Here is a 23160-nt window from a genome sequence, read left to right as displayed (position 1 = left end):
TGATAGTAATATTACAAGTTTGTTACATTAGTATTTGGGGATTGATTTTATAATCCATAAATGCTATAATCTAGGATAGAATGCAAAATTAAACAATTTTGCAGAATATTTATAATTTTAAAGGAGGTCAATAGACTATGAGTAAAAGAATTTTATCCTTAGTACTTGCAATGGTTATGGTACTAGGAACATTCGGTACAGTTTTCGCAGCTAATACTGTAACTACTGAAGCAGAAGCAGGAGCATTCCTAAAAGCTGCTGGAGTATTAAACGGTGACGAAAACGGAAACTTAAATCTTGGCAACAATCTGTCAAGACAAGACGCAGTAATATTAGTAGCACAATTAAGAGGTGAAATTGAGGCAGCTAAAAACTTCTCAAAATTACCTACTTATGAAGACGTTAAAATTAAGTTCTACAATGCACCATTAGCATGGGCACAAGACAATGGTCTTTTCGTAGGACATAGTGACAAAGTATTTGGATTTGGTGAGAACTTAACAGCTCAACAATATTCAAGAGTTCTTTTCGAAGCTTTAGGATACAAAGTAGATACTACAGACGCATCAGACATTAAATATTCAGTAGTATTTGATAAAGCTAACGAAGAAGGAATCTTAAAAGGCTTAGAATTAACACAAACTACAGAAATCACTAGAGGACAAATGGCATTAATGACATTTAACGCTCTAGGAGTTACAATGAAAGATTCTAAAAAAACTTTAGCTGAAACATTAGGTATTGAAATGCCAGAAGCACCAGCAGCTAAAGAATTAACAGCAGAAGTAAATGATACAGAAAACTTAAAAGAAGTAGTATTAGAATTATCAAACGCTAAATTAGTAGACGAAGATAAATTAGTAAATACTAACAACTACAAAGTAGTGGACAACAATGTTGTAAAAGCTACAGTAGAAGGTGACAATGTTATCATCTTATTAGAAAAAGCTTTATTAGATGGTAGAGAGTACAAATTAAGAGTAAGAAGTATAGACAAAGCTATAAACAAAGAATACAAATTCATAGCTAGAGACAATACTATTCCAAAAGTAGAAGAAGTAGTAGTTCTAGGTGAATATGGTATCAAAGTTATAACAAATGAACCAATAGACATATATGAAGGTACAGATAGAGGTAGAAACTTCGTAGTAGATGGTAAAAATGTAGCTATGAATGTTGAGTCATATGGTAGAGAAACAGTTTTAACACCATATTCTAAAGAAACTTTCAAAGATGCGAAAACATTAACTATTACAGGTTTAACTGACTTTGCAGGGTTCAAAACAGGAAAAGAAAACTTTGATCTTGAAGTAGTTAAAGATGAAGTTGCTCCAAAAGTAGAAGATGTTATATTAAGAGGCGACAAAATAGTAGAAGTTGTATTTGATAAAGATGTTTATGTTGACTCAGTAGAAGCATACTACGACAGAAGTAATGTAGGAAACATTTCTTATTTATCTGGAAGACATACAATTTTTGCAGATGAAGCTACAAAAATAGATACAAATAAAGTTCGTTATGAATTCAAAGAAGAATTCCTAAGAACAAGAACAGATTTCACTATAGTAGATGTTACAAACCATTCAAAAGTTGCAATGGAAAAAACTACTATGGTAGCTAGAGAAATTCTGGATAACGTAGAGCCAGAAATAATTGAAAAGAAAATAGAAGTAACAGACTTTGCTGCTGGAAAAGCTAAAATAACATTAAGATTTGACAAAGATGTTACAGGTATTCTAGAAAAAGATAGTGATGTTAAGTTTGACTACACAAAACATGTTGGTTTATATGAAAGAGATGTATTAAGAAGAAATGATGTATCAAAAGACCATGTAGATGCAGTTAAATATTTAGTGAAAGACAATGGTGACATTGTAAAAGATACTATAGTTGTTGAACTTAGAGGTCTAAAAGAGTGGAAAACTAGAAATACTGATCGTGACAACTACTATGAAAATGAAATGGATTATGTATTAGAAGTAGAAAGATTCGCATCAGGAAGAAATGAAATGTACAGAGATTATTATGAGTTTAAATTTAGACAATCAACAGGATTCAGCGTTAAAGAAGTAACTGTAGATGAAAGAAAATATGAAACTCATGTAACTATGGAATTCACGAAAAAAGTAGATAGAAATATAGCAGAAGATGAAACAAACTATATCTTCACAAATACAAAAAATGCTAGAAAAGATGTTAAAGACTTAAAAGGTAGAATAGTAACTGAGAAAAATGGTTATGAGGTTACTATAATAATACCAGACTTTAAAGTAGCAGACTATAAAGAATTAAGAATCTTAGATGTATTAAAAGATATAGACGGAAATAGATTAAATACAGAAACAGTATATAATTTTGTAGCTGGAACTATTAGCAACAATGCAAATTATACTATGGTTAAAAACGATAATGGAGAATTTGAAATAACTCCAAAAACTGACGTAAAAGAAATAACATTAAAAACAGATGCAAAAGGAAAGTTTATAATAATGAAAGACCTTAACAAATTAACTATAAACGCTCCAAATGCTGATGTAGAAATAAAACAAGGTGTAGATGTAGAAGAAGTAGTAATAGAAGCTATCAAGAGTGAGACTCTATTCATTGAAGGTACAGTAAAACAATTAGTTTTATCAACAGATAAACTAGTAACTATAAAAGGAACTGTAACAGGTATGAAAATCACTCCAAACAAAGATCTTACAGTGAAAATTAATGGTGAAGAGTCAAAACTTAATAAAGATGTATTAGTGGTAGTAGTAAGCGAAGATGGAAAAGTAGACAAAGTAGATGCAAAAGCAAATTTAGCAAAGGCGGTAGCTAATGTAAAAGATGCAGTTGAAGTTGGTGTATCAGTTGAATTAAAAGTTACTACTGGTGTAGCAATTGAATTAAAAGATGTAAAAGCAAAATTAGAGGAAAAACTTACTGTAGAAGCTGGTGAAGATTATAAAGTAACTGCTGAAGATTTCAAACTAGTTAGCAAAGAATTAGCTGTTGGTGAAAATGTGGTATCAGCGGTACTTGTAGTAAAAGAAGCTAAAGGTACAGAATCAGATAAGTTAATAAAAGAAACAATTATTGTAACAATCACTGCTGCTAAAGCTGAAAAATAAAAGTGCGAAACGTTACCCTATAAGCTTATAGAAATATAAGTGAAAAGAGTGGGAATCATGCCCTGTGCCGTAAGGTATAGGGCATTTTCCTAACTGTACATTACACCAGTTATTAGGTGGAATTCCTAATCTATGTAATAGCTTTATAAACATAGAGCCTAATCCTCCTGCATATTGTCTAGGTTACTCTCTTGACAATATGAAGCCAGGTGAAGTCGTAATAGGTGAAAGTCCTATGCGGGGTTCCTTAAAAGATGACTATGGTTAAGTCGATGAATCCATGATGATGTGGATTATGTTAGTATATAATATCAAAATACCTTCAGCTTATTATAGACCTATATATTTGAAATGATATATTAGAATCAGATACAATTGGCTATTAAATCTGATTTTCATAATTGGCTAGTGGAGACCTAAGGTTATCAAAAATAGGGATGGTATGTATGGAACGTTTGAGGTCCTATATAAGTAGGAGGGGTAACTCCATTGATCTATATAGGAAGTCAGCAGGTTCGTAGTAGTGTGGATCATATGCCGTTTGTATTTATATGGTAACATATGAAAAGGATAAAACATATGGAAGCGAAGGAACCTAGTCGGTAATATATATGAATAATTGAATAAATAGATAAATTGTAACCACCATGTCCCCCCAGACATGGTGGTTTTTGTGTTTGAATTTATTATAGGATTAACAAATACTACCATTCCTATAGATAGATTAATTTAATTTAACAAAAAAGCATACTTATGTTATCGTATATAGGAGCAAGGCTAGTTGTTTGGGGACAACTAAACATATATATTATCGATGGAACGCCGTATGCAATGAAAGTTGCACGTACGGTGTAGACCTACCGAAATCCTTTAGGATAGGTAAGGAATGGTGAAGAAGATTCTGCATGGGAAATAAAAGATTTTACCTATTCAGGAACATCTATAAGTGGTTTTTCTGAAGTTGGAAAAGAAAAATTTAAAACTAATAAAAATCTAATATTACCTTCATTAAACGAATTAGGAGAAGCAATAACAGAAATTGGAGATGGTGCATTTTCAATAACAGATTATAGCAATAAAGCAAACCCAAAAGTAGGTATAAACTTTGTAAAATTGCCAGATACTATAAGAATCATAGGAAAAGAAGCATTTCGCTACAATGCTTTAACATCTATAGATATTCCAAATAGTGTAATTTCTATTAAAATGTCAGCTTTCAATGGAAATCGACTACAATCCCTAACTTTACCAGAAAGTGTAACGGAAGTAGAAGGGGGAGCCTTTACTCTTAATGAAATATCGGAGCTAAAGCTTTCTAGTGGATTAACAGTTATATCTCCAGCTTTTGCTTTTAATAAGCTAAAATATATAGAAATTCCAGAGGGAGTAACTAGAATAGATGATAAGGCTTTTAGTGATAACGAATTAGTTGAAGTTAAGCTACCTAGTACATTAAAGTATTTATCTGGATTTAATAACAATGAGTTTAGAAACATAACGATTCCTGTAAGTGTAGAGGAATTAGGATCTAATGCCTTTGCTAGTAATAAGTTAAAGTCAGTAACAATACCAGGAAATGTTAAAATTATAGGAAAAAGAGCATTTAATAATACATGGCATGATCAATATCTAAATTCAGTAATTATTGAAGAAGGTGTTGAAAAAATTGATGAATATGCCTTTGCAAATAATCAATTAAAAGATGTAGAAATTCCAAGCAGTCTAAAAGAACTTCATGATAATGGTTTTTTCAAAAACTTAGGATATGATGGTTTAGTTCACTTATTTACACAAAACTATAAGAATACCAATGAATTACAAGAATCTAAACATCATGTAATTAATCCTGCAAACTTGACTATAAAATATGTATTTGAGGATAATATTTTGAAAGAAGAATCTATGTTTAAAAATCCATCAACAGGTGAATATTTACACATAGGAGATAAAGGTGTAGAAATAATTCCTAAATATAGAGATAATCAATATGAACCGAGTGATAAAAATCCAATATCTATAGATTTAGATCATAAAGAGAATATATTAACTATTCAATGTAAGATGAAAGATATAGTAGAAGAAGTGACTATTAAATCTATAGGAAAAGTAGGTTCAATTGCAGTAAATATTGGAACATCAAAAGATTTGGTGATTGATAGACTGGCTAGAAAAACCTTTATAATTGATTCTAATAACAAGGAACATGAAGTAGAATTAAACTGGGCACTTGACAATTATAATGGTGAAATATCAGGTAGTTATACAGCAGTAGCTACATTTGAATTACCACAGGGAGTAGTTCAATCAAATCCTGAAATAAAGCTTGAAGTCACAACAAACATAATAGTGAAAGAAAAGTCTGAAGATATACAAGATAGTATTTGGGTGGTAGAAGATTTTACTTATGAAGCAACAACTATAACGGGATTTTCTGAAAGTGGAATAGAAAAATTAGAAACCAATAAAGATTTAATCTTACCTAAGACAAATTTACAAGGGGAGGATTTAACTCATATTGGAGATGGAGCATTTGCCAAAAAAGGATTAACTAGTCTTATAATTCCAGAAGGTTTAAATGGTCTAGTAATCGAAGCAAGTGCATTTAAAGAAAACCAACTAAATAAGGTAATAATTCCCGAAGGTGTAAGAGAAATATTGACTTTCGCATTTTACAAAAATAACTTAAGATATGTAGATTTTCCAGGAACTTTGCAAAAAGTAGGAAACCAAGGGTTTGCTCAGAATGAATTAATATCCCTTACATTTCCAGAAGGTAGTGAAAAACTATGTTTAGATAGTCTAGCATTTTATAATAATAAATTGACATCGATAACTATACTAATGGAAGTAAATAAGATTCACGAGGAAGTTTTCAAATCTAATGAAGGGTATGAAAATGATAACAATAAGGTTCATGTATTTTTAGCTAAAGTGGATCCAGAAAATAATGGTCTATTTGAAAACTCAAACTATCATAGAATAATTATGTTATCTGTAGAATCTATAAAAGAAATACAAACAGTAGAAGTTGATTATGGAACTACAAAAGAAAATATAGACTTACCCAAAGCGATAACATTAAAATTAAACAATGGAGAAACAAAAGAAGTAAATATAGAATGGGTAATTAATGACTATGATGAGGAAAAGGCTGGAGAATACACTTTCATAGGTTCATATGATTTGCCAGAAGGAATGACAGGAGAAAAACCAGAAATTACAGCTAAGGTTATAGTGAGGGAGACATTAGAAGAAAAAACTGAATTTGAGTTTTCTGATGGTACGATTAATAAATATATAGGAACTGAAACAGATATAATAATTCCAGAAACGATTAATGGAGAAACGGTAGTTACTATTGGAAATAACGCATTTAAAGGTAAGGGAATAACGTCTGTACAAATACCTGATACTGTAAAGACTATAGGGATGGCTGCATTTGCACAAAATGAACTTACAAGTGTAGAGCTTCCTAAAGAATTGGCTGAAATGAGAAATATGGCATTCTATCAAAACAAATTAACATTTGTAAAGATAAACGATGGTCTGACAGTAATATCTACTGCTTCCTTCTGGGATAATCAATTAACGTCCATAGAAATCCCTGAAAGTGTTACAAGCATAGCTAAACAAGCTTTTATGGATAATAAACTTGAAACAATTAATATTCCATCTAAAATAAAAGACATAGGTGCAAGTACATTTGAGAATAATAACCTTAATTTAGTAATTATTCCTGTAGACATTGAAACTATTGTAAATAATGCTTTTGATGGAAACCCTAATATAAAACTTGAATATTTAATTTTAGTTGAAGCTATAGCGGAAGGTGAAAAAATAGATTCAACTGATAAATCAGTGGAGCTTACACAAGCATTAGAAGAAGCTATAGAAGAGGCAAAAAAATTAAATGAAAAATCTAATGCTACATTAAAAGAAGTAAGGGAAGTTGTTCAAAAGATTAATAGTGCTATAGAAACACTAAACTTAGATGAAATGATGGAAGAAACTGCTGCATAATACAAACATAGAAGCATAAAAACAAGTCTAAGAGCAATTTCTATTAGACTTGTTAATTTTTACTGCTTATTACTTTATCTGCTGGCCTTTTCTTTAGCAGTGTTAGTTATGTGGTGTTTAAGATTTAGGAATATAAAAAGAGGTGCGGATTTTAATTATCAGCACCTTTTCTTATAGAAAATTACATTTATTTATCTAATATTGCATCTTTAAACTTTTCCTTCTCAGAAGCTTCCCAGTATTCTATAAAGAATGCAAGGAATACTCCTATCATTACACCTAATACTAAAGATATAGCTACATTTAATGCCTTTCTCGGGCCGACAGGCCTTGAGGAAGGATGAGCTTTAGAGATTATTGTAATACTTGCTTCTCCTATTTTAGAAGATTCTGTAACTCTTAGTTCTTCATATTTTTTAACAAAAGCTTCATAAGTTTGTTTTGCTATATCTACTTTTTGATTTACTATAGATTCCTTATAGCTTTTTTCTTGAAGTTCTACCTGTAATTCTTCTATATTAGTTTGCATTTCTTTTACTTTATCTTTAATACTATTTGCCATTCCTTCAACTTCGGCTAATTCTACCTTTAATAGTTTACCTGAATCTCCTGAAACTATATTCATAGAGTTAAAATATGAGGAAGTTTCCCCATCTTTACTAGAGTTAGTAGAATTAGCTTTAACCCTAGTGGTATTTGTAGTACCTATAGTAGACAGCATAGATATTGCTTCTTCCAAAGATTTCTTTTTGACCTCTAACTCATTTAATTGAGTTTTAAAACTAGTTATCTGTTCCAACTTAGCCTCCAGTTCTAACTCTAATTCGGCCGCTCCTCTTGGTTCTGACAACATCTTTTTTTGTTCTAATAGATATTCATCATATTTGTCTTTTTCTATTTGCATCTGTGATTTTACATACTCTGAAGTTTTTGTAATTCTTTCCTTTTCCTTAGCTGTAGCTATAGAAACAAAGTTTTCCCCAACTTTATTTACTATATTTGCAGCTTCTTCTGGATCTTTAGACTCCATTTTTATTGTAATAAGCTTTGTATCCTTAGTTGTTTCTAAAATTATTTTATCCGCCAATGATTCTATAGTATATTTATCTTGTAGATTCAAGTCCTCTATTGTCTTATTCATAACACCTGGTCTTTTAATCTGTTGTCGATATGTTTCAATATCCATATTTGGATATTTAGATATGTTATCTAACATTTTCTCAACATTTCCATTGTCTACTGCTACTGGTACTTGTTCGATCTCATTTGATGCCATAAGTAATACACTTGCTTCATACACAGAGTCTAAAACAAAAAAACTAACAATTCCAGAGACTAACACTGCAAATAATGTTATGTAAACGATTATATTCTTTCTTTTAATAAGTATCTCTATTAGTTCTCTAAGGCTTATTTCTTCCATTCATTATTCCTCCGATTTATATTATTGGTCACATGAATAATTTTATACTAATATAGTGTTAAAATCAAGAGTAGAAGCATTTTAATTTCAAGATTGTTTTTATACCACATATTCATAAAAAAACAATCTACTGTCAATTATATTTTACTATAAATAATAAGTATAGTATAATGAAATAAGAGATAAAAAGATTAGAAACAATATCGAAATAAGTGTACAAAGGAAAGGAGGGAAACCGTTATAAGAAAACAAATAATATTGTAAAATGGAAAATGAAACATTTAGTTACTTAAATATGATAAATAAGGAGTAGCGTATAAATGTTGATTTCTATCAGTTTTCAATAACGGAAAGAATTTGAATAAATTAGTTAACAAACAAAAATCAAAAGATTGGGTTTATTTTTTCCCAATATCTATAATACTATTTTTAGTACCACTTATAGTATTATTAAAAGTTAAAGAGTTAACACCTATAGAGATTGCATACTGGAAAGGTACTGATACAAATGCTGATTTCTTTGCATATTATAAAATGGTCATATTAATTGTATTTACTGTATTAAGTATGGTTTCCACATATTTGTATCTTAAAAAAGAAAATATTAAAATAATAAAATCATATTTTTACATACCAATGGGTATATATGCAATTTTTATAATATTATCTACTCTAACAGCAGAATATAAAAAAGTAGCTTTCTGGGGATTTGTAGATCGATATGAAGGTATGCTTTCACTTCTTTCATATCTAACCATAATGTTTATAACTATAAATTTAATAAAAGATAAAAAATCATTGAAATTTATACTATACCCCTTATTAATATCTGCAATAATTCTAGGAGCTATAGGAGCATTCCAATATTTGGGATATGACTTTTTTCAAACTAGTTTTGGTAAATCACTTATATTACCAAGTAAATATAAAAGCATGGTAGAGCAGCTAAAGTTTAACTTTGGTAAGAATACAATATACTCTACACTCTACAATACAAACTATGTAGGAAGCTATATGGCAATAATATTTTCAATAACACTCACCATGTTGATACTTATAAAAGATAGAAGGAAAAAACTTATTTTAGCACCTATTACATTATTAACGTTTCTAAATCTAGTGGGAAGTAATTCTCGTGGTGGAATGTTAGGTACAGCAATGGGAATATTGGTACTGATGGTTATGATTAGAAAAGAAATATTAAAGCACTATAAGATAATAATTATAGGTTTAATCATATTGATATTAGGAGGAAAATATATAGATAAGATAAGTGAGGGAAGGCTTACAAGACAGATAACTAAGCTGAAAGTTGATATAGTAAAGCTAGTATCTAAGGAAGAAATAGTGGAAGATCCAAATGAATATAAAATAAAGGAAATATTCGCTGAAGATAATGTACTAAATATAGTTACAACAGCTGAAAGTTTGAAAGTAGTAGTGGAAGATGATCATTATCTATTTTATGATGGAGATAATTATTTGGATATAGAATTTAATAGTGAAGATGGTGTAATCAAAATACTAGACGAAAGATATACTCAATATGCTATGAGGCTATTATCTGATGGTATAGTAAGCTACTTAGAACTATCTCTAGGTATATATAAAACTAGATTTACGGTAGAAGATAATTTGTTCAAGTACTATCAAGGAAATGGTTTCACAAAAGAAATAAAAGAAGCAATATCCTATGGATTTAAAGGAAAGGAAACTTTAGGGTCGGGCAGAGGATATATTTGGTCAAGATCTTTACCTATATTAAAGGAAAATATGATTCTTGGAAATGGGCCAGATACCTATGCAATATATTTTCCTCAGGAGGATTTTATAGGTAGACTTAATACTAGATCAATTCCATATGGAACAGTAGTAGATAAACCTCACAATCTATATATACAAATAGGAATAAATACAGGTGTTATATCTTTAATAGGTTTTTTATCAATAGTTATTATGTATTTAGTTCAAAGTATTAGAACATATTTCAAAAATAACTTAGAAGATGAAATAGAAATAGTAGGTCTTGGAATATTTGTAGCGGTGCTTAGTTATTTAGTAGCAGGTATTTTTAATGACAGTGCTGTTGCAGTAGCACCAGTATTTTGGATTTTGATTGGAACAGGAATAGCAATTAATTATAATTTAAAATCTAATGACAATGAATTAGCTAAGTAAGATAAATGGTATAATAATAAAATTTTTTATTATTATACCATTTTTGTTGTTTAAAATAATTATCTATGGTATAATTAAATTATTCAATCAACGAACGAACAAATAAAAAGAAGGTGAAAACAATCAAATTACTAAAAGATATAAAATTTTTTACACCAACGACAGAACTAAAAGAACTTACCATTCTTCAGCATATAGAAAATAATGAAGACACTACACAAAAAGAATTAGCTGAAATTGTAAATGCAGCACCTTCTATGATAAATGTATATATCAATGATTATGAAGAGAAAGGATATATTATACGAGAATATATATCCTCAAAGATAGTGAAGTATAAAATAACATCAGATGGAATTAGAAGAAAAAATTTTTTATTGATTACTTACCTTCATGAATTAATGAAATTATATAAATTAGCTAAGGAAAATATTGAAAAATTTCTTGGCAACTTAGAGAAAAACGGATATAAAAACATACTACTATATGGAGCAGGAGAAGTAGCGGAGACTATACTTAGTGTAATAAGAGACAAAGAAACACTAGGAATAAATATAGTAGGACTAATAGATGACGATTTATCTCTACAAAATAAGATACTAATGGAGTATAAGATTATTTCCTTAAAAGAAGTAGAAAAATACAGCCATGATGCCATAGTTATAACTAGCTATACATATGAAGACAGTATAAGAAAGAGACTTGAAGAGGTAGGATATGATAGTACTAAAGTGATTAGATTTTTTCAAGGATAATAAACTATTATAAATCTTGATATATGGAGGTTGATAAGAATGGATAAGCATATATTTTTATCTTCACCACATATGAGTGATGAAGGATATGAAATGGAATATATACAAGAAGCGTTTAATACTAATTGGATTGCACCACTTGGCACAAATGTAAATGAATTTGAAAAGGAGCTAGCAAGTAAGGTAGGCAGTGGATATGCTGCTGCATTATCATCTGGAACATCTGCAATACATATGGCTTTAAAGGCAGCAGGAGTTGGAGAAGGGGATATAGTGTTCTGTCAATCCTTAACCTTTTCGGCAACGGCGAATCCAATTATCTATGAAAAAGCTATACCAGTATTTATAGATAGTGACTATGAAACTTGGAATATATGTTCAAATGCACTAGAGAAAGCATTTACAAAATATCCCAATGTAAAAGCAGTAATAGTAGTTCATCTATATGGGCTATCTGCTGATATGGATAGAATAGTAGAACTATGTGAGAAATATAATGTAACTTTAATAGAAGATGCAGCTGAAAGCCTAGGTACTACATATAAGGGAAAGCACACTGGAGCCTTTGGAGACTATGGAATATTCTCCTTCAATGGTAACAAGATAATCACTACTTCTGGTGGAGGAATGTTAGTTTCTAACAATGAAGAAAAAATAGCCAAGATTAGATTTTGGTCAACTCAAGCTAGAGACCAAGCAAGACACTATCAGCATAGTGAACTAGGATATAACTATAGAATGAGTAATGTTGTTGCTGGAATTGGCAGGGGACAGCTTAAAGTACTGGATAAAAGAGTAGCTAAGAAAAGATATATATTTGAGTATTATAAAAGAGAATTAGGTGACCTTGAAGGAATAGAGTTTATGCCTATAAATGAATGGAATAATCCTAATTGTTGGTTATCTTGTATAATACTAAGTGGGAAAGTTAGACCATTAGATGTAATGGAAGCTTTAGAAAAGGAAAATATTGAGAGCAGACCTATATGGAAGCCTATGCATATGCAGCCTTTCTTTGAAAAATATGATTTTGTTGGTGGATATGTGGCAGAAAGTTTGTTTGAGAATGGAGTTTGCTTGCCTAGTGATACTAAGATGAGCGATGAGGATTTGAGTAATGTAGTAAATATAATAAAAGGATTGTGGGAGTAAGTAGAAATGTATAAAAAATACTTTAAAAGACTAGTGGATATTGTATTATCATTAATTGCACTTATTGTATTATCACCTGTGATGCTTATAGTAGCTATACTTGTGAGAATTAAGCTTGGTAGTCCTGTAATCTTTAAACAAGAAAGGCCAGGTTTAAATGAAAAAATATTCACTATGTATAAGTTTAGGACAATGACAGATGAGGAAGATAAAAATGGTGAGTTGATGCCTGACGGTGTTAGGTTGACTAAATTTGGTAGAATTTTGAGAAGTACATCTTTAGATGAATTACCAGAATTATTTAATATACTGAAAGGTGATATGAGTATTGTTGGGCCTAGACCTCTAGCAGTTCAGTACTTACCTTATTATACTGAAATTGAAAGAATTAGACACTCTGTAAGACCTGGATTGTCTGGACTTGCCCAAATAAATGGAAGGAATTTAGCAACATGGGAACAGAGATTTCGTTATGACATAGAATATGTAAATAGTATTTCTTTTTTAGGAGATTTAGAAATTATTTTTAAGACTATCAATAAAACTGTTAAAAGGGAAAACATAGGTGAACGTGGATTAGACTCTCCACAAGATTTTGATAAATATAGGCAGAATATATAATGAATTGAGGGGTATTCAAATGAATATTAGGGGAAAATTTGTTACATTGAGAGCAATGGAAGAAGAAGATCAAGAATTGTTAAGAGAAATGGTGAATGATCCTGATATAGAAAAAATGGTAGGTGGGTATTCTTTTCCCATTTCAAAGTCTCAACAAAACAATTGGTTTAATAATAATGTCAATAATCAGAATAATATACGATTAATAATCGAAACTGAAGAAGATGGAGCAGTGGGATTTGCTAATATCGTAAACATCGATTGGAAAAATAGATCTGCATTTCATGGTATAAAGATTGCAAATAAAAAGTTTGGATCGAGAGGAATAGGAACTGATACAGTAATGGCAGTTATGAGATATGCTTTTGAAGAATTACAGCTGAATCGTTTAGATGGAACAATTATCAAATACAATGAACCTTCAAGAAAATTATATTGTGATAAATGTGGTTGGAAGGTAGAAGGGATAAAAAGAAAATCTGTTTTCAAACAAAATGATTATCATGATGAATTAATTGTTGGTATTTTAAAAGAAGAATATGAAGAGTTAATTAAATTAAATAATTATTGGAGTAATTAATATGATTACTGATATAGGAAGTGAATTTTGGATTGAAGACATCCTCCTAGAAAATATAAACGAAAGAAATGAATGGTTGTCAAAATTTGGAGATATAGCGTTAACTTCATCGGGTAGAGGAGCTATTACTTTGTTATTAAAGCAAATTAATCCAAGATTTAAAACAGCTCTTTTGCCATCATATATTTGTGAATCAGTAACATTACCATTTATTGAACAAGGATATGATTGTTACTTTTATAATATTAACGATGATTTATCAGTAGAAATTGAAAGTATAAATCTATATAAAGATATTGGAGTATTTGTTCATATTGGATATTATGGTTTTGCAACAAACTCTAACTTAGTAGATTTGGTAAAACAACTCAAATTAAATTCAACAGTAATAGTTGAAGATATAACACATACAATGTTTTCTAGCTATCAAAGAAATTTAGACAATGATTTTTATATAGGTAGCATAAGAAAATGGTTTGGATTGCCAAGTGGTGGTCTCTTAGCCTCATCTAAAGTGAAAGTGGAAGGTACTAATTTAATTTGTGAGGAATTTTCGAAATTAAGATTAGAAGCATTACTTAAGAAAAATGAATATATAAAAACTAATGAACAGGGTTTAAAGCACTTCTTTCTTAATCTATTTGCTGAAGCAGAGGAGATTTTAGATAAAGATTTATCACCATATTGTATAGATGATTTATCTAGAGGCCTTATAAATACTATAGATGCAGGTAAATTAATTTATAAAAGGAGAAGTAATTTTCAAATATTGTCTGATGGAATTAAGAATATAAACTATGTAGAACCACTTTTTCATGAATTAGTAGAAGATATATGTCCAATGTATTATCCAATATACGTTAATGCTAATAGGGAGCATGTGCGACAAGAGCTTATTAAAAATAAAATTTATTGTCCTATACACTGGCCTATGCCAAGACAAATAAATAATAAGAGCCTAGGTATATATAATAAGATTCTATCAATACCATGTGATCAAAGATATGAAGATGATGATATGAAAAGAATCCTATCAGTATTGGAAAACTTACAATACGAGGAAGAAATTAATGAATATTAAGGAAGTGGATAAATGTTATCGGTTGTTTCAATAGATGAATCAAACAAATGGGATGAAATAGTTAGAAGTTTCAAAGAATATGATGTATACTATCTTTCTAACTATACACGGGCATTTAAGATTCATGGAGATGGTGAACCAACACTTTTTTACTATGAAGATGAATATGTAAGAGCTATAAATGTTGTAATGAAAAGAGATATTGGTAATAATCCAAAATTTGAAGGCAAGATACCCTTAAATACTCATTTTGATTTAACTACGCCTTATGGTTATGGAGGATTTTTGATAGAAGGGAAGGTACAGGAAGATACCCTTAAAAATATCTTTCTTGAATATAATTCATATTGTAAAAATAATGGTATAATTAGTGAATTTGTTCGATTTCATCCTATCTTAAACAATAGTAAAGGGATGGAGTTCACATATGATATAAAAGCATTAGGAAAGACAGTATCAATAAAGCTAAAATCGAAGGAATATATTTGGGATAATTTAACTAGTAAAAATAGAAATGTAATTAGAAAAGCTAAAAAATCTGGAATTGAAATATATTGGGGACGCAACCGGGAATTAATAGATGAATTTATTGATATGTATAATGCCACCATGTACAAGGACAATGCTGATGAATATTATTATTTTAAAGAAGACTTCTATAATAGCATTTTAAATGATTTGAAATATAATTTTCTTATGTTTTATGCTGTGCATGAAAAAAAGATTATTGCTATGTCAATGATTTTATTCTCCAATAATCAAATGCATTATCATTTATCAGCTTCTATTAGAGAGTATTTAACCTATGCACCTACCAATCTATTATTATACGAAGCTGCTTGTTGGGGTGCAAATAATGGATATGATACTTTACATTTAGGTGGGGGTCTTGGGAGTAAAGAAGATAGTTTATATAAGTTTAAAAAGGCTTTTAATAAAGATTTAGAAAATGATTTTGATATTGGAAGAAAGATTTTTGATGTTGAAAAGTATAAAAAATTAGTTGAGATGCGGAAGAATGAAGAAGGTTTTGACGAAGATGGACAATTTTTCCCTATTTATAGAGGTTAGAATTGTATACTTAGTAATAATTTGTTTTCTAAGAAATCTATATTGGAAAATATATTTTCGATTAAAAACTTTCAGGTATTATGGTTGTTTATATTAGAATTATTTTGGAAAAACCAGTGATTGACATTTAAGAAAGTAGATGAAGATATGAATATATTATTTCTAACATTATCAAAAATGGAAGATATAAGGCAAAGAGGTATATATACAGATTTAGTAAGAGAACTAAGTTCAAGAGGGGTTAATGTATATATAGTATCTCCAAGACAAAAAAGAGAAAACCTTCCAACAGAACTATCTAAAGAAGGCAATATAAAGGTATTGAAAGTTAAAACAGGAAATATAACAGCAACAAAATCATTTATAGAGAAAGGTATTTCAACTCTTATGATTGAATATCAGTACCTCAAAGCTATAAAAGACAATTTTAAAGATATTAAATTTGACATGATAATGTATTCAACCCCACCTATAACATTTAATAAAATTATAAAATATTATAAGAAACATCATAATAGTAAGACATATCTAATTCTTAAAGATATATTTCCACAAAATGCAGTGGATATAGGCTTAATGAAAAAGGATGGAATTCTATACAACATGTTTAGAAAGAAGGAAATAAGTTTATATAACAATTCGGATTTTATAGGGTGTATGTCTTATGGAAATTTAGATTATATTTTACAACACAATAACTATGTAACTAAAAATAAGTTGGAGATATTTCCAAACGCTATAGAACCAATAGAAAAAAAACAAAAAACAAGTAAAGACAAACAAATTCTAGACAAATATAAGATTCCAGAAGATACAACTTTATTTGTATATGGTGGAAATTTAGGTAAACCACAAGGTATTGATTTTCTGATTAAGATAGTTGATGAATTTTATAAAGTTGAAAACGGACATTTACTAATAGTAGGTAGTGGAACCGAGTTTAATAAGATAAACACACATATAGAAAATAGCAAACCTTTGGGAGTAAGTATTTTTGAAAGACTGCCAAAAGAAGAATACGATAAATTAATAGGTTGTGCAGATGTTGGGCTGATTTTTTTAGATTATAGATTTACAATACCAAACTTTCCTTCGAGGCTTACTTCTTATATGGAAAATTCATTGCCTATATTAGCTGCTACAGATAAAAATACAGATATAAAGGATGTATTGCTAGAATCAAAAAGTGGTCTTTGGTGTGAAAGTACAGATAAAAATAAATTTATTAAACATGCCCAGAAGCTATCTAGTGAAAAAGAACTTAGAGAAAATATGGGGCTAAGTGGTAGAAAGTATCTAGAAGATAATTATGATATAAGAAAAACGGTTGATATATTACTGAATCATTTATTAGAAGGAGATGCTCAAAATGTTTAAGAATAAAATACTACTAATAACTGGAGGGACAGGCTCCTTTGGAAATGCTGTACTAAATAGATTTCTAGATACAGATATAAAAGAAATTCGTATATTTTCTCGTGATGAAAAGAAACAAGATGACATGAGAAAACAATATAAAAATGATAAGGTTAAGTTTTATATTGGTGATGTACGAAATATACAAAGTATTAAAAATGCAATGTATGATGTGGATTATGTATTTCATGCAGCAGCTTTAAAACAAGTGCCGTCATGTGAATTTTTTCCTATTGAAGCAGTTAAAACCAATATACTAGGTACGGAAAATGTACTTACTGCGGCAATTAGCTGTGGAGTAAAAAAAGTTATTTGCCTTTCTACAGATAAAGCAGCTTATCCAATCAATGCTATGGGAATATCAAAAGCTATGATGGAGAAAGTATTTGTTGCAAAATCTAAAACTATATCTTCTGATAGGACAGTGATTTGTGGAACTAGGTATGGAAATGTAATGGCATCTAGGGGTTCAGTAATACCGCTATTTGTAGAACAAATAAAAAATGGACAACCATTAACAATAACAGAGCCCAGTATGACAAGATTTTTAATGAGTTTAGAAGAAGCAGTAGAATTAGTTGTATTTGCTTTTGAAAATGCAAAGTCAGGAGATGTTATGGTGCAGAAATCTCCAGCATCTACTGTGGGAGATTTAGCTCAGGCAATAAAAGAACTATTTAATGTAGATAATGAAATCAACATAATAGGAACTCGTCACGGAGAAAAACAATATGAAACTCTACTTACAAAAGAGGAATCTATGGTAGCAGAAGATATGGGTGGGTTTTATAGAGTGCCATCTGATAAAAGAGATCTTAACTATGATAAATACTTTACAGAAGGTAAAAAAGAACTAGTGCTACAGGAAGAATATAACTCAAATAATACAGAAATTTTAAATATAGAACAAATAAAAGAAAAACTTTTAAGCCTAGAATACATAAAAGAAGAGCTGAAAGGTTGGAGTAAGTAATGAAGATATTGGTAACAGGTGCTAATGGATTCGTAGGTAAAAATTTAATAGCTGAACTTAAAAATAGAGGATATAGTGAAATATTCATGTGTACTAGAGAAACTACTAAAGCTCAATTAGATGAATATACTAAAGAATGTGATTTCATATTTCATCTAGCAGGAGTTAATAGACCTAAAGATGAAAAAGAATTTATGGAAGGTAATTTTAGATTTACTTACGAACTGCTAGAATCACTAAAAAAGAATAATAATAAGTCATCTATTTTAATTACTTCCTCTATTCAAGCTGAAATAGAGAATTCTTATGGAATAAGTAAAAAAGCAGGAGAAGAATTATTATTTAAATATGGTAAAGAAACTGGAACTAAAGTTTATATCTATCGTTTACCAAATTTATTTGGAAAATGGAGCAAGCCAAACTATAATTCTGTAGTATCTACTTTTTGTCATAATATCGCCAGAGACTTAGAGATTCAAGTAAACGATCCAGAGGTGGAACTTAATCTTTGTTATATAGATGATGTATTAGATGAATTCATAAGCGTCTTAGTACAAAATCCTACAATAGATAGAGAATTTTGTACAGTGCCTACTGTACACGAAGTAAAACTTGGTAAATTAGCAGAATTAATTCAAAGCTTTAAGGAAAGTAGAAAGGATTTGAGCATCCCTAGTATGGAAGAACCCTTTACTAAAAAACTATATAGTACATATCTAAGCTATTTACCAGAAGATAAGTTTTCCTATCCATTAAAAATGAATGTGGATAATAGGGGGTCTTTTACAGAATTTATAAGAACAACTGAAAGAGGGCAAGTATCAGTAAATGTATCTAAACCTGGAATCACAAAAGGCAATCACTGGCACCATACAAAGAATGAGAAATTTTTAGTGGTTAGTGGAGAAGGATTAATTAGATTTAGAAAAATAGATTCAAAAGAAATAATTGAGTATAGAGTTAGTGGAGAAAAATTGGAAGTAGTAGATATACCAACAGGATATACCCATTCAATAGTTAATATAGGAGATACAGATATGGTAACAATAATGTGGGCTAACGAGTGCTATAATCCTGAAAAACCAGATACTTATTACTTGGAGGTTTAATTAATAATGAAAAGACTAAAAGTGATGACGGTAGTAGGCACTAGACCAGAGATTATAAGACTGTCAGCTGTAATAAATAAATTAGAAGAATCAGAAGCAATAGACCATGTATTAGTACATACAGGTCAAAACTATGATTATGAACTAAATGAAGTATTCTTCAATGACTTTAAATTAAAGAAACCTGATTACTTTCTTAATGCAGCTGTAGGAACAGCAGTAGAAACCATAGGGAATATCCTAGTAAAAATAGATCCAATATTAGATGAAGTAAAGCCAGATGCGTTTTTAGTACTTGGAGATACCAATAGCTGCCTTTGTACCATAGCAGCTAAGAGAAAACATATACCAATATTCCATATGGAAGCTGGAAATAGATGCTTTGATCAAAGAGTACCAGAAGAAACTAATAGAAAAATAGTAGATCATATAGCAGATATTAATTTAACTTATAGTGATATTGCAAGAGAATATTTATTAAGAGAAGGACTATCGGCAGATAGAATCATTAAAACAGGAAGTCCTATGTATGAAGTTATTGATTCAAGAAAAGATGATATTGAGAAATCAGATATACTAAAAAGATTAAACTTAGAAGAAGGAAAATACTTTGTTATATCGGCCCATAGAGAGGAAAATATAAATTCAGAAAAGAATTTTTTAGATTTAGTAGATAGTTTGAATGTAATAGCAGAAAAATATCAACTACCAATTATAGTGAGTACCCATCCTAGAACTAGAAAAATGATAGAGCGTAAAGTAATAGAATTTAATCCATTAATACAAACCCTAAAACCATTAGGATTTAATGATTATATAAAACTTCAAACAAAAGCAAAAGTGGTACTCAGTGATAGTGGAACAATCAGTGAAGAATCATCAATTCTTGGATTTAGAGCATTAAATATTAGAGAGGCTCACGAGAGACCAGAAGCAATGGAAGAAGCATCTGTAATAATGGTAGGACTTAAAAAAGAAAGAATACTTCAAGGACTAGAAGTTTTAGAAACTCAAGAAAAAAATACTTTGAGATTGGTTGGAGATTATAGTATGCTAAATGTATCAGAGAAAGTGTTGAGGATTATATTGTCTTATACTGATTATGTAAATAGAGTGGTTTGGGGAAATAAATAGTATATATTATATCTAAAAAGGGGAAGGAATTATGCGGATAGTACATTTGGATCAAATGTTTCATCCTGAATTTGGCGATCAAATAAATATTTTACCTAAATATCAAGTGAAACAAGGTCATGAAGTTTATATTGTAACTGGAAAGTCAGATGTCTCTCACCCAAGATTTATTAATTTTGCAGATAATTCAAACATGGATGAAAAAGACAAATGTTATGAAGAAAAAACGGGAGTTAAAGTAATAAGAATAGATGTAAAGAAGTTTATTTCAGGTCGAGCCATATATAAAAGAGGATATAAAAAAATAATTGATAAATTAAATCCAGATATATTATTTTGTCATTTTAACGATACCATTGTGGGAATGTATTATACATGGATATCTAACAGACTAAATTATCCAGTAGTTTTTGATTCTCATATGTTAGAAATGGCATCTAAGAATCCTCTGAACAAAGCTTTCAGATTTTTTTATCGTATGTTTTTAACTCCTAAAATAATAAAAAACAACTTGATCGTAATAAGAACACAAGACGACCCATATGTAGAAAAATGTTTAGGGATACCATTATCACAAGCTCCTTTTATTTCTTTTGGTACAGATACTGATTTATTTAAACCAAATAATGAAGTAAGAAAAACTTTTAGAGAAGAAAATGACATATTAGAAGATGATTTTGTTATTGTTTATACTGGTAAACTTGATGAATCCAAAAATGGGAAATTCCTAGCTGAGGCATTTAAAGATAAGTTCTATATTACTGAGAATAATAGTGTTGTTTTATTAGTGGTGGGAAATACAAGCGGAGAATATGGAAAAGAAGTAGAAGAAATATTTCACCAATCTAAAAATAAGATTATTCGATTTCCAACTCAAAGATATGTAGATTTACCTCAATTTTATCAAGCAGCAGATTTAGCAGTTTTCCCAAAGCAATGCAGTTTAAGTTTTTATGATGTACAAGCATGTGGATTACCAGTTGTAGCAGAAGATAATAGTATAAACATTGAAAGATGTAGCCATGGAAATGGATTTACTTTCAAAGATGATGATATTAATGATCTTAAGGGACAAATTAAAAAATGCATTGACATGAATAGTAATGAATATCAAATGTTGAGAAGTAATTCATATAACTATATTAAAGAGAATTATGATTATAAGTATATAGCTAGACTATATACTGAAGTGCTAGAAAGAGAATATAAGAAATATAAAGAAGGTGAGAATGATGATTAATATAATAGGTCTTGGATATATTGGCTTACCAACAGCACTTATGTTCGCAAGACACGGTATAGAAGTGGTAGGGACAGATATAAATAAAAAACTCGTGAATTCTTTAGAAGAAGGTAGGCTTACTTTTGAAGAAAAAGGATTAGATAAACTATTTTTAGATGCTTTTCAAAATGGAATTCGATTCACAACTGAATATCAAAAAACAGATACATATATAATTGCAGTTCCAACACCATATATCAAAGAAAGCAAGAAACTCGATCCTAAATATGTAATTTCGGCGATAAATAGTACTTTGGATGCTTGTGATAAGGGAGCAATACTGATAATTGAATCTACAATTACGCCAGGTTCAATTGATAGATATGTTCGACCTGAGATTGAAAAAAGAGGATTTGTAATAGGACAAGATGTGCATTTAGCCCATGCTCCAGAGAGAATAATACCAGGAAATATGGTTTATGAATTAGAACATAATTCAAGGACAATAGGTGCAGATAGTCTTTATATTGGAGAAAAAGTCAAAGAACTATATAAGAGTTTTTGTAAAGGGGAGATAACTGTAACTGATATTAGGTCAGCTGAGATGTCTAAGGTTATAGAGAACACTTATAGAGATGTTAATATTGCCTTTGCAAACGAGTTAGCTAAAATTTGTCGTAGTGATAATATGGACATTTATGAAATCATAAGAATTGCTAATAAACATCCAAGAGTAAATATATTACAGCCTGGACCAGGTGTAGGTGGCCATTGCATCTCTGTAGACCCATGGTTTTTAGTAGGTGACTATCCAGGTTTAGCTAATATAATATTAACTGCAAGAAAAATCAATGATTCTATGCCAAAACATGTATTGAGTAGAATTAGGACAATCATGAGAGAACATAATATAAATGATATTTCCAAAGTAGGACTTTATGGTTTAGCCTATAAGGAAAATGTTGATGATACAAGAGAAAGTCCAACTTTACAATTATTAGAAAGAATGGATGAACATTTATCTTTTGGAGTTAAAGTTTATGATCCATTTGTAAAAACTAGGATAGTTGATCATCAATTTATGAATTTTGGTGATTTTATTAATGAAATTGAAATTATTGTTATTATGGTAGCTCATGATCATATTAAGGAAAATATAGATTTGATTAAGGACAAGTTTGTCTTAGATACAAAGAATATCTGTGATTTTGATGGAGTATACAAACTTTAGACTCATATATTTTTTATAAAAAAATATAAAAAGGCGTCAACTTGTTTCTAAGCTTATACTTATATAATTGAGTACTAT

16 protein-coding genes are annotated in these 23160 nt (G+C 29.7%); 15 read left to right on the top strand and 1 reads right to left on the bottom strand.

Going from position 1 to position 23160, the window contains the following annotated elements; all coding sequences use genetic code 11:
• Nucleotides 1–137 precede the first annotated feature (137 nt).
• Together KQI41_RS16160 and KQI41_RS19330 are read left to right on the top strand one after the other, a co-directional pair.
• Complete coding sequence (locus KQI41_RS16160) at nt 138–3116, top strand: hypothetical protein (protein ID WP_216585707.1); 2979 nt, start codon at nt 138–140, stop codon at nt 3114–3116.
• Between the two features lie 912 nt (nt 3117–4028).
• Nucleotides 4029–7136, top strand: a complete 3108-nt coding sequence (locus KQI41_RS19330; protein WP_342366216.1) for a leucine-rich repeat protein — start codon at nt 4029–4031, stop codon at nt 7134–7136.
• Nucleotides 7137–7323: 187 nt separating this feature from the next.
• Here the strand turns inward: KQI41_RS19330 and KQI41_RS16150 are convergent, their stop codons facing one another.
• The gene (locus KQI41_RS16150) at nt 7324–8559 is read right to left on the bottom strand and encodes a GumC family protein (protein ID WP_216585705.1); all 1236 of its coding nucleotides are present in this window, start codon (nt 8557–8559) and stop codon (nt 7324–7326) included.
• A 357-nt stretch (nt 8560–8916) separates the two neighbouring features.
• Here KQI41_RS16150 and KQI41_RS16145 point away from each other — a divergent pair, with 357 nt between their 5' ends.
• The 13 genes from KQI41_RS16145 to KQI41_RS16085 all read left to right on the top strand — a co-directional run bounded on the left by KQI41_RS16145 (nt 8917) and on the right by KQI41_RS16085 (nt 23082).
• Nucleotides 8917–10737 carry an O-antigen ligase family protein gene (locus tag KQI41_RS16145; protein ID WP_216585704.1) on the top strand — a complete coding sequence of 607 codons (1821 nt, stop codon included), beginning with the start codon at nt 8917–8919 and terminating at the stop codon, nt 10735–10737.
• A gap of 113 nt (nt 10738–10850) precedes the next feature.
• Nucleotides 10851–11492 carry a winged helix-turn-helix transcriptional regulator gene (locus KQI41_RS16140; protein WP_216585703.1) on the top strand — a complete coding sequence of 214 codons (642 nt, stop codon included), beginning with the start codon at nt 10851–10853 and terminating at the stop codon, nt 11490–11492.
• Nucleotides 11493–11531: 39 nt separating this feature from the next.
• Nucleotides 11532–12644, top strand: a complete 1113-nt coding sequence (locus KQI41_RS16135; RefSeq protein WP_216585702.1) for a DegT/DnrJ/EryC1/StrS family aminotransferase — start codon at nt 11532–11534, stop codon at nt 12642–12644.
• Nucleotides 12645–12650: 6 nt separating this feature from the next.
• The gene (locus KQI41_RS16130; protein WP_216585701.1) at nt 12651–13265 is read left to right on the top strand and encodes a sugar transferase; all 615 of its coding nucleotides are present in this window, start codon (nt 12651–12653) and stop codon (nt 13263–13265) included.
• Between the two features lie 19 nt (nt 13266–13284).
• On the top strand, nt 13285–13845 hold the full coding sequence (locus KQI41_RS16125) for a GNAT family N-acetyltransferase (protein WP_216585700.1): 561 nt from the start codon (nt 13285–13287) through the stop codon (nt 13843–13845).
• Between the two features lies 1 nt (nt 13846).
• Nucleotides 13847–14926, top strand: coding sequence for an aspartate aminotransferase family protein (locus tag KQI41_RS16120; RefSeq protein WP_216585699.1), 1080 nt, complete (start codon nt 13847–13849; stop codon nt 14924–14926).
• Nucleotides 14927–14938: 12 nt separating this feature from the next.
• A complete protein-coding gene (locus KQI41_RS16115) occupies nt 14939–15997 on the top strand; it encodes a lipid II:glycine glycyltransferase FemX (RefSeq protein ID WP_216585698.1) in 1059 nt (352 codons plus the stop codon).
• A gap of 120 nt (nt 15998–16117) precedes the next feature.
• Entirely contained in the window at nt 16118–17374 is a 1257-nt protein-coding gene (locus tag KQI41_RS16110; protein ID WP_216585697.1) for a glycosyltransferase family 4 protein, read from the top strand.
• Nucleotides 17367–18386, top strand: coding sequence for a polysaccharide biosynthesis protein (locus KQI41_RS16105; RefSeq protein ID WP_216585696.1), 1020 nt, complete (start codon nt 17367–17369; stop codon nt 18384–18386). The genes KQI41_RS16110 and KQI41_RS16105 overlap by 8 nt, the downstream gene beginning before the upstream one ends.
• On the top strand, nt 18386–19495 hold the full coding sequence (locus tag KQI41_RS16100) for a capsular polysaccharide biosynthesis protein CapF (RefSeq protein WP_216585695.1): 1110 nt from the start codon (nt 18386–18388) through the stop codon (nt 19493–19495). The genes KQI41_RS16105 and KQI41_RS16100 overlap by 1 nt, the downstream gene beginning before the upstream one ends.
• Nucleotides 19496–19501: 6 nt before the next feature.
• A complete protein-coding gene (gene wecB, locus KQI41_RS16095) occupies nt 19502–20629 on the top strand; it encodes a non-hydrolyzing UDP-N-acetylglucosamine 2-epimerase (protein WP_216585694.1) in 1128 nt (375 codons plus the stop codon).
• 31 nt (nt 20630–20660) lie between these two features.
• Entirely contained in the window at nt 20661–21869 is a 1209-nt protein-coding gene (locus KQI41_RS16090; protein ID WP_216585693.1) for a glycosyltransferase, read from the top strand.
• A complete protein-coding gene (locus tag KQI41_RS16085; protein WP_244971113.1) occupies nt 21859–23082 on the top strand; it encodes a nucleotide sugar dehydrogenase in 1224 nt (407 codons plus the stop codon). Before KQI41_RS16090 ends, KQI41_RS16085 begins: the two co-directional genes overlap by 11 nt.
• Nucleotides 23083–23160 lie beyond the last annotated feature (78 nt).

Source organism: Tissierella pigra, assembly GCF_018917845.1.
GTDB classification, from domain to species: Bacteria; Bacillota; Clostridia; order Tissierellales; family Tissierellaceae; genus Tissierella; species Tissierella pigra.
Note: the sequence above shows the minus strand (reverse complement) of the source record. Positions and strands in the feature narration are given on the sequence as shown.

Bases quoted from the DNA above. Each gene is read 5' to 3' on its own strand.
- KQI41_RS16090 (WP_216585693.1), top strand. From the start codon at position 20,661: ATGCGGATAGTACATTTGGATCAAATGTTTCATCCTGAATTTGGCGAT.
- KQI41_RS16115 (WP_216585698.1), top strand. From the start codon at position 14,939: ATGTTATCGGTTGTTTCAATAGATGAATCAAACAAATGGGATGAAATA.
- KQI41_RS16085 (WP_244971113.1), top strand. From the start codon at position 21,859: ATGATGATTAATATAATAGGTCTTGGATATATTGGCTTACCAACAGCA.
- KQI41_RS16130 (WP_216585701.1), top strand. From the start codon at position 12,651: ATGTATAAAAAATACTTTAAAAGACTAGTGGATATTGTATTATCATTA.
- KQI41_RS16135 (WP_216585702.1), top strand. From the start codon at position 11,532: ATGGATAAGCATATATTTTTATCTTCACCACATATGAGTGATGAAGGA.
- wecB (WP_216585694.1), top strand. From the start codon at position 19,502: ATGAAAAGACTAAAAGTGATGACGGTAGTAGGCACTAGACCAGAGATT.
- KQI41_RS16125 (WP_216585700.1), top strand. From the start codon at position 13,285: ATGAATATTAGGGGAAAATTTGTTACATTGAGAGCAATGGAAGAAGAA.
- KQI41_RS16150 (WP_216585705.1), bottom strand. From the start codon at position 8,559: ATGGAAGAAATAAGCCTTAGAGAACTAATAGAGATACTTATTAAAAGA.
- KQI41_RS16105 (WP_216585696.1), top strand. From the start codon at position 17,367: ATGTTTAAGAATAAAATACTACTAATAACTGGAGGGACAGGCTCCTTT.
- KQI41_RS16160 (WP_216585707.1), top strand. From the start codon at position 138: ATGAGTAAAAGAATTTTATCCTTAGTACTTGCAATGGTTATGGTACTA.
- KQI41_RS16120 (WP_216585699.1), top strand. From the start codon at position 13,847: ATGATTACTGATATAGGAAGTGAATTTTGGATTGAAGACATCCTCCTA.
- KQI41_RS16100 (WP_216585695.1), top strand. From the start codon at position 18,386: ATGAAGATATTGGTAACAGGTGCTAATGGATTCGTAGGTAAAAATTTA.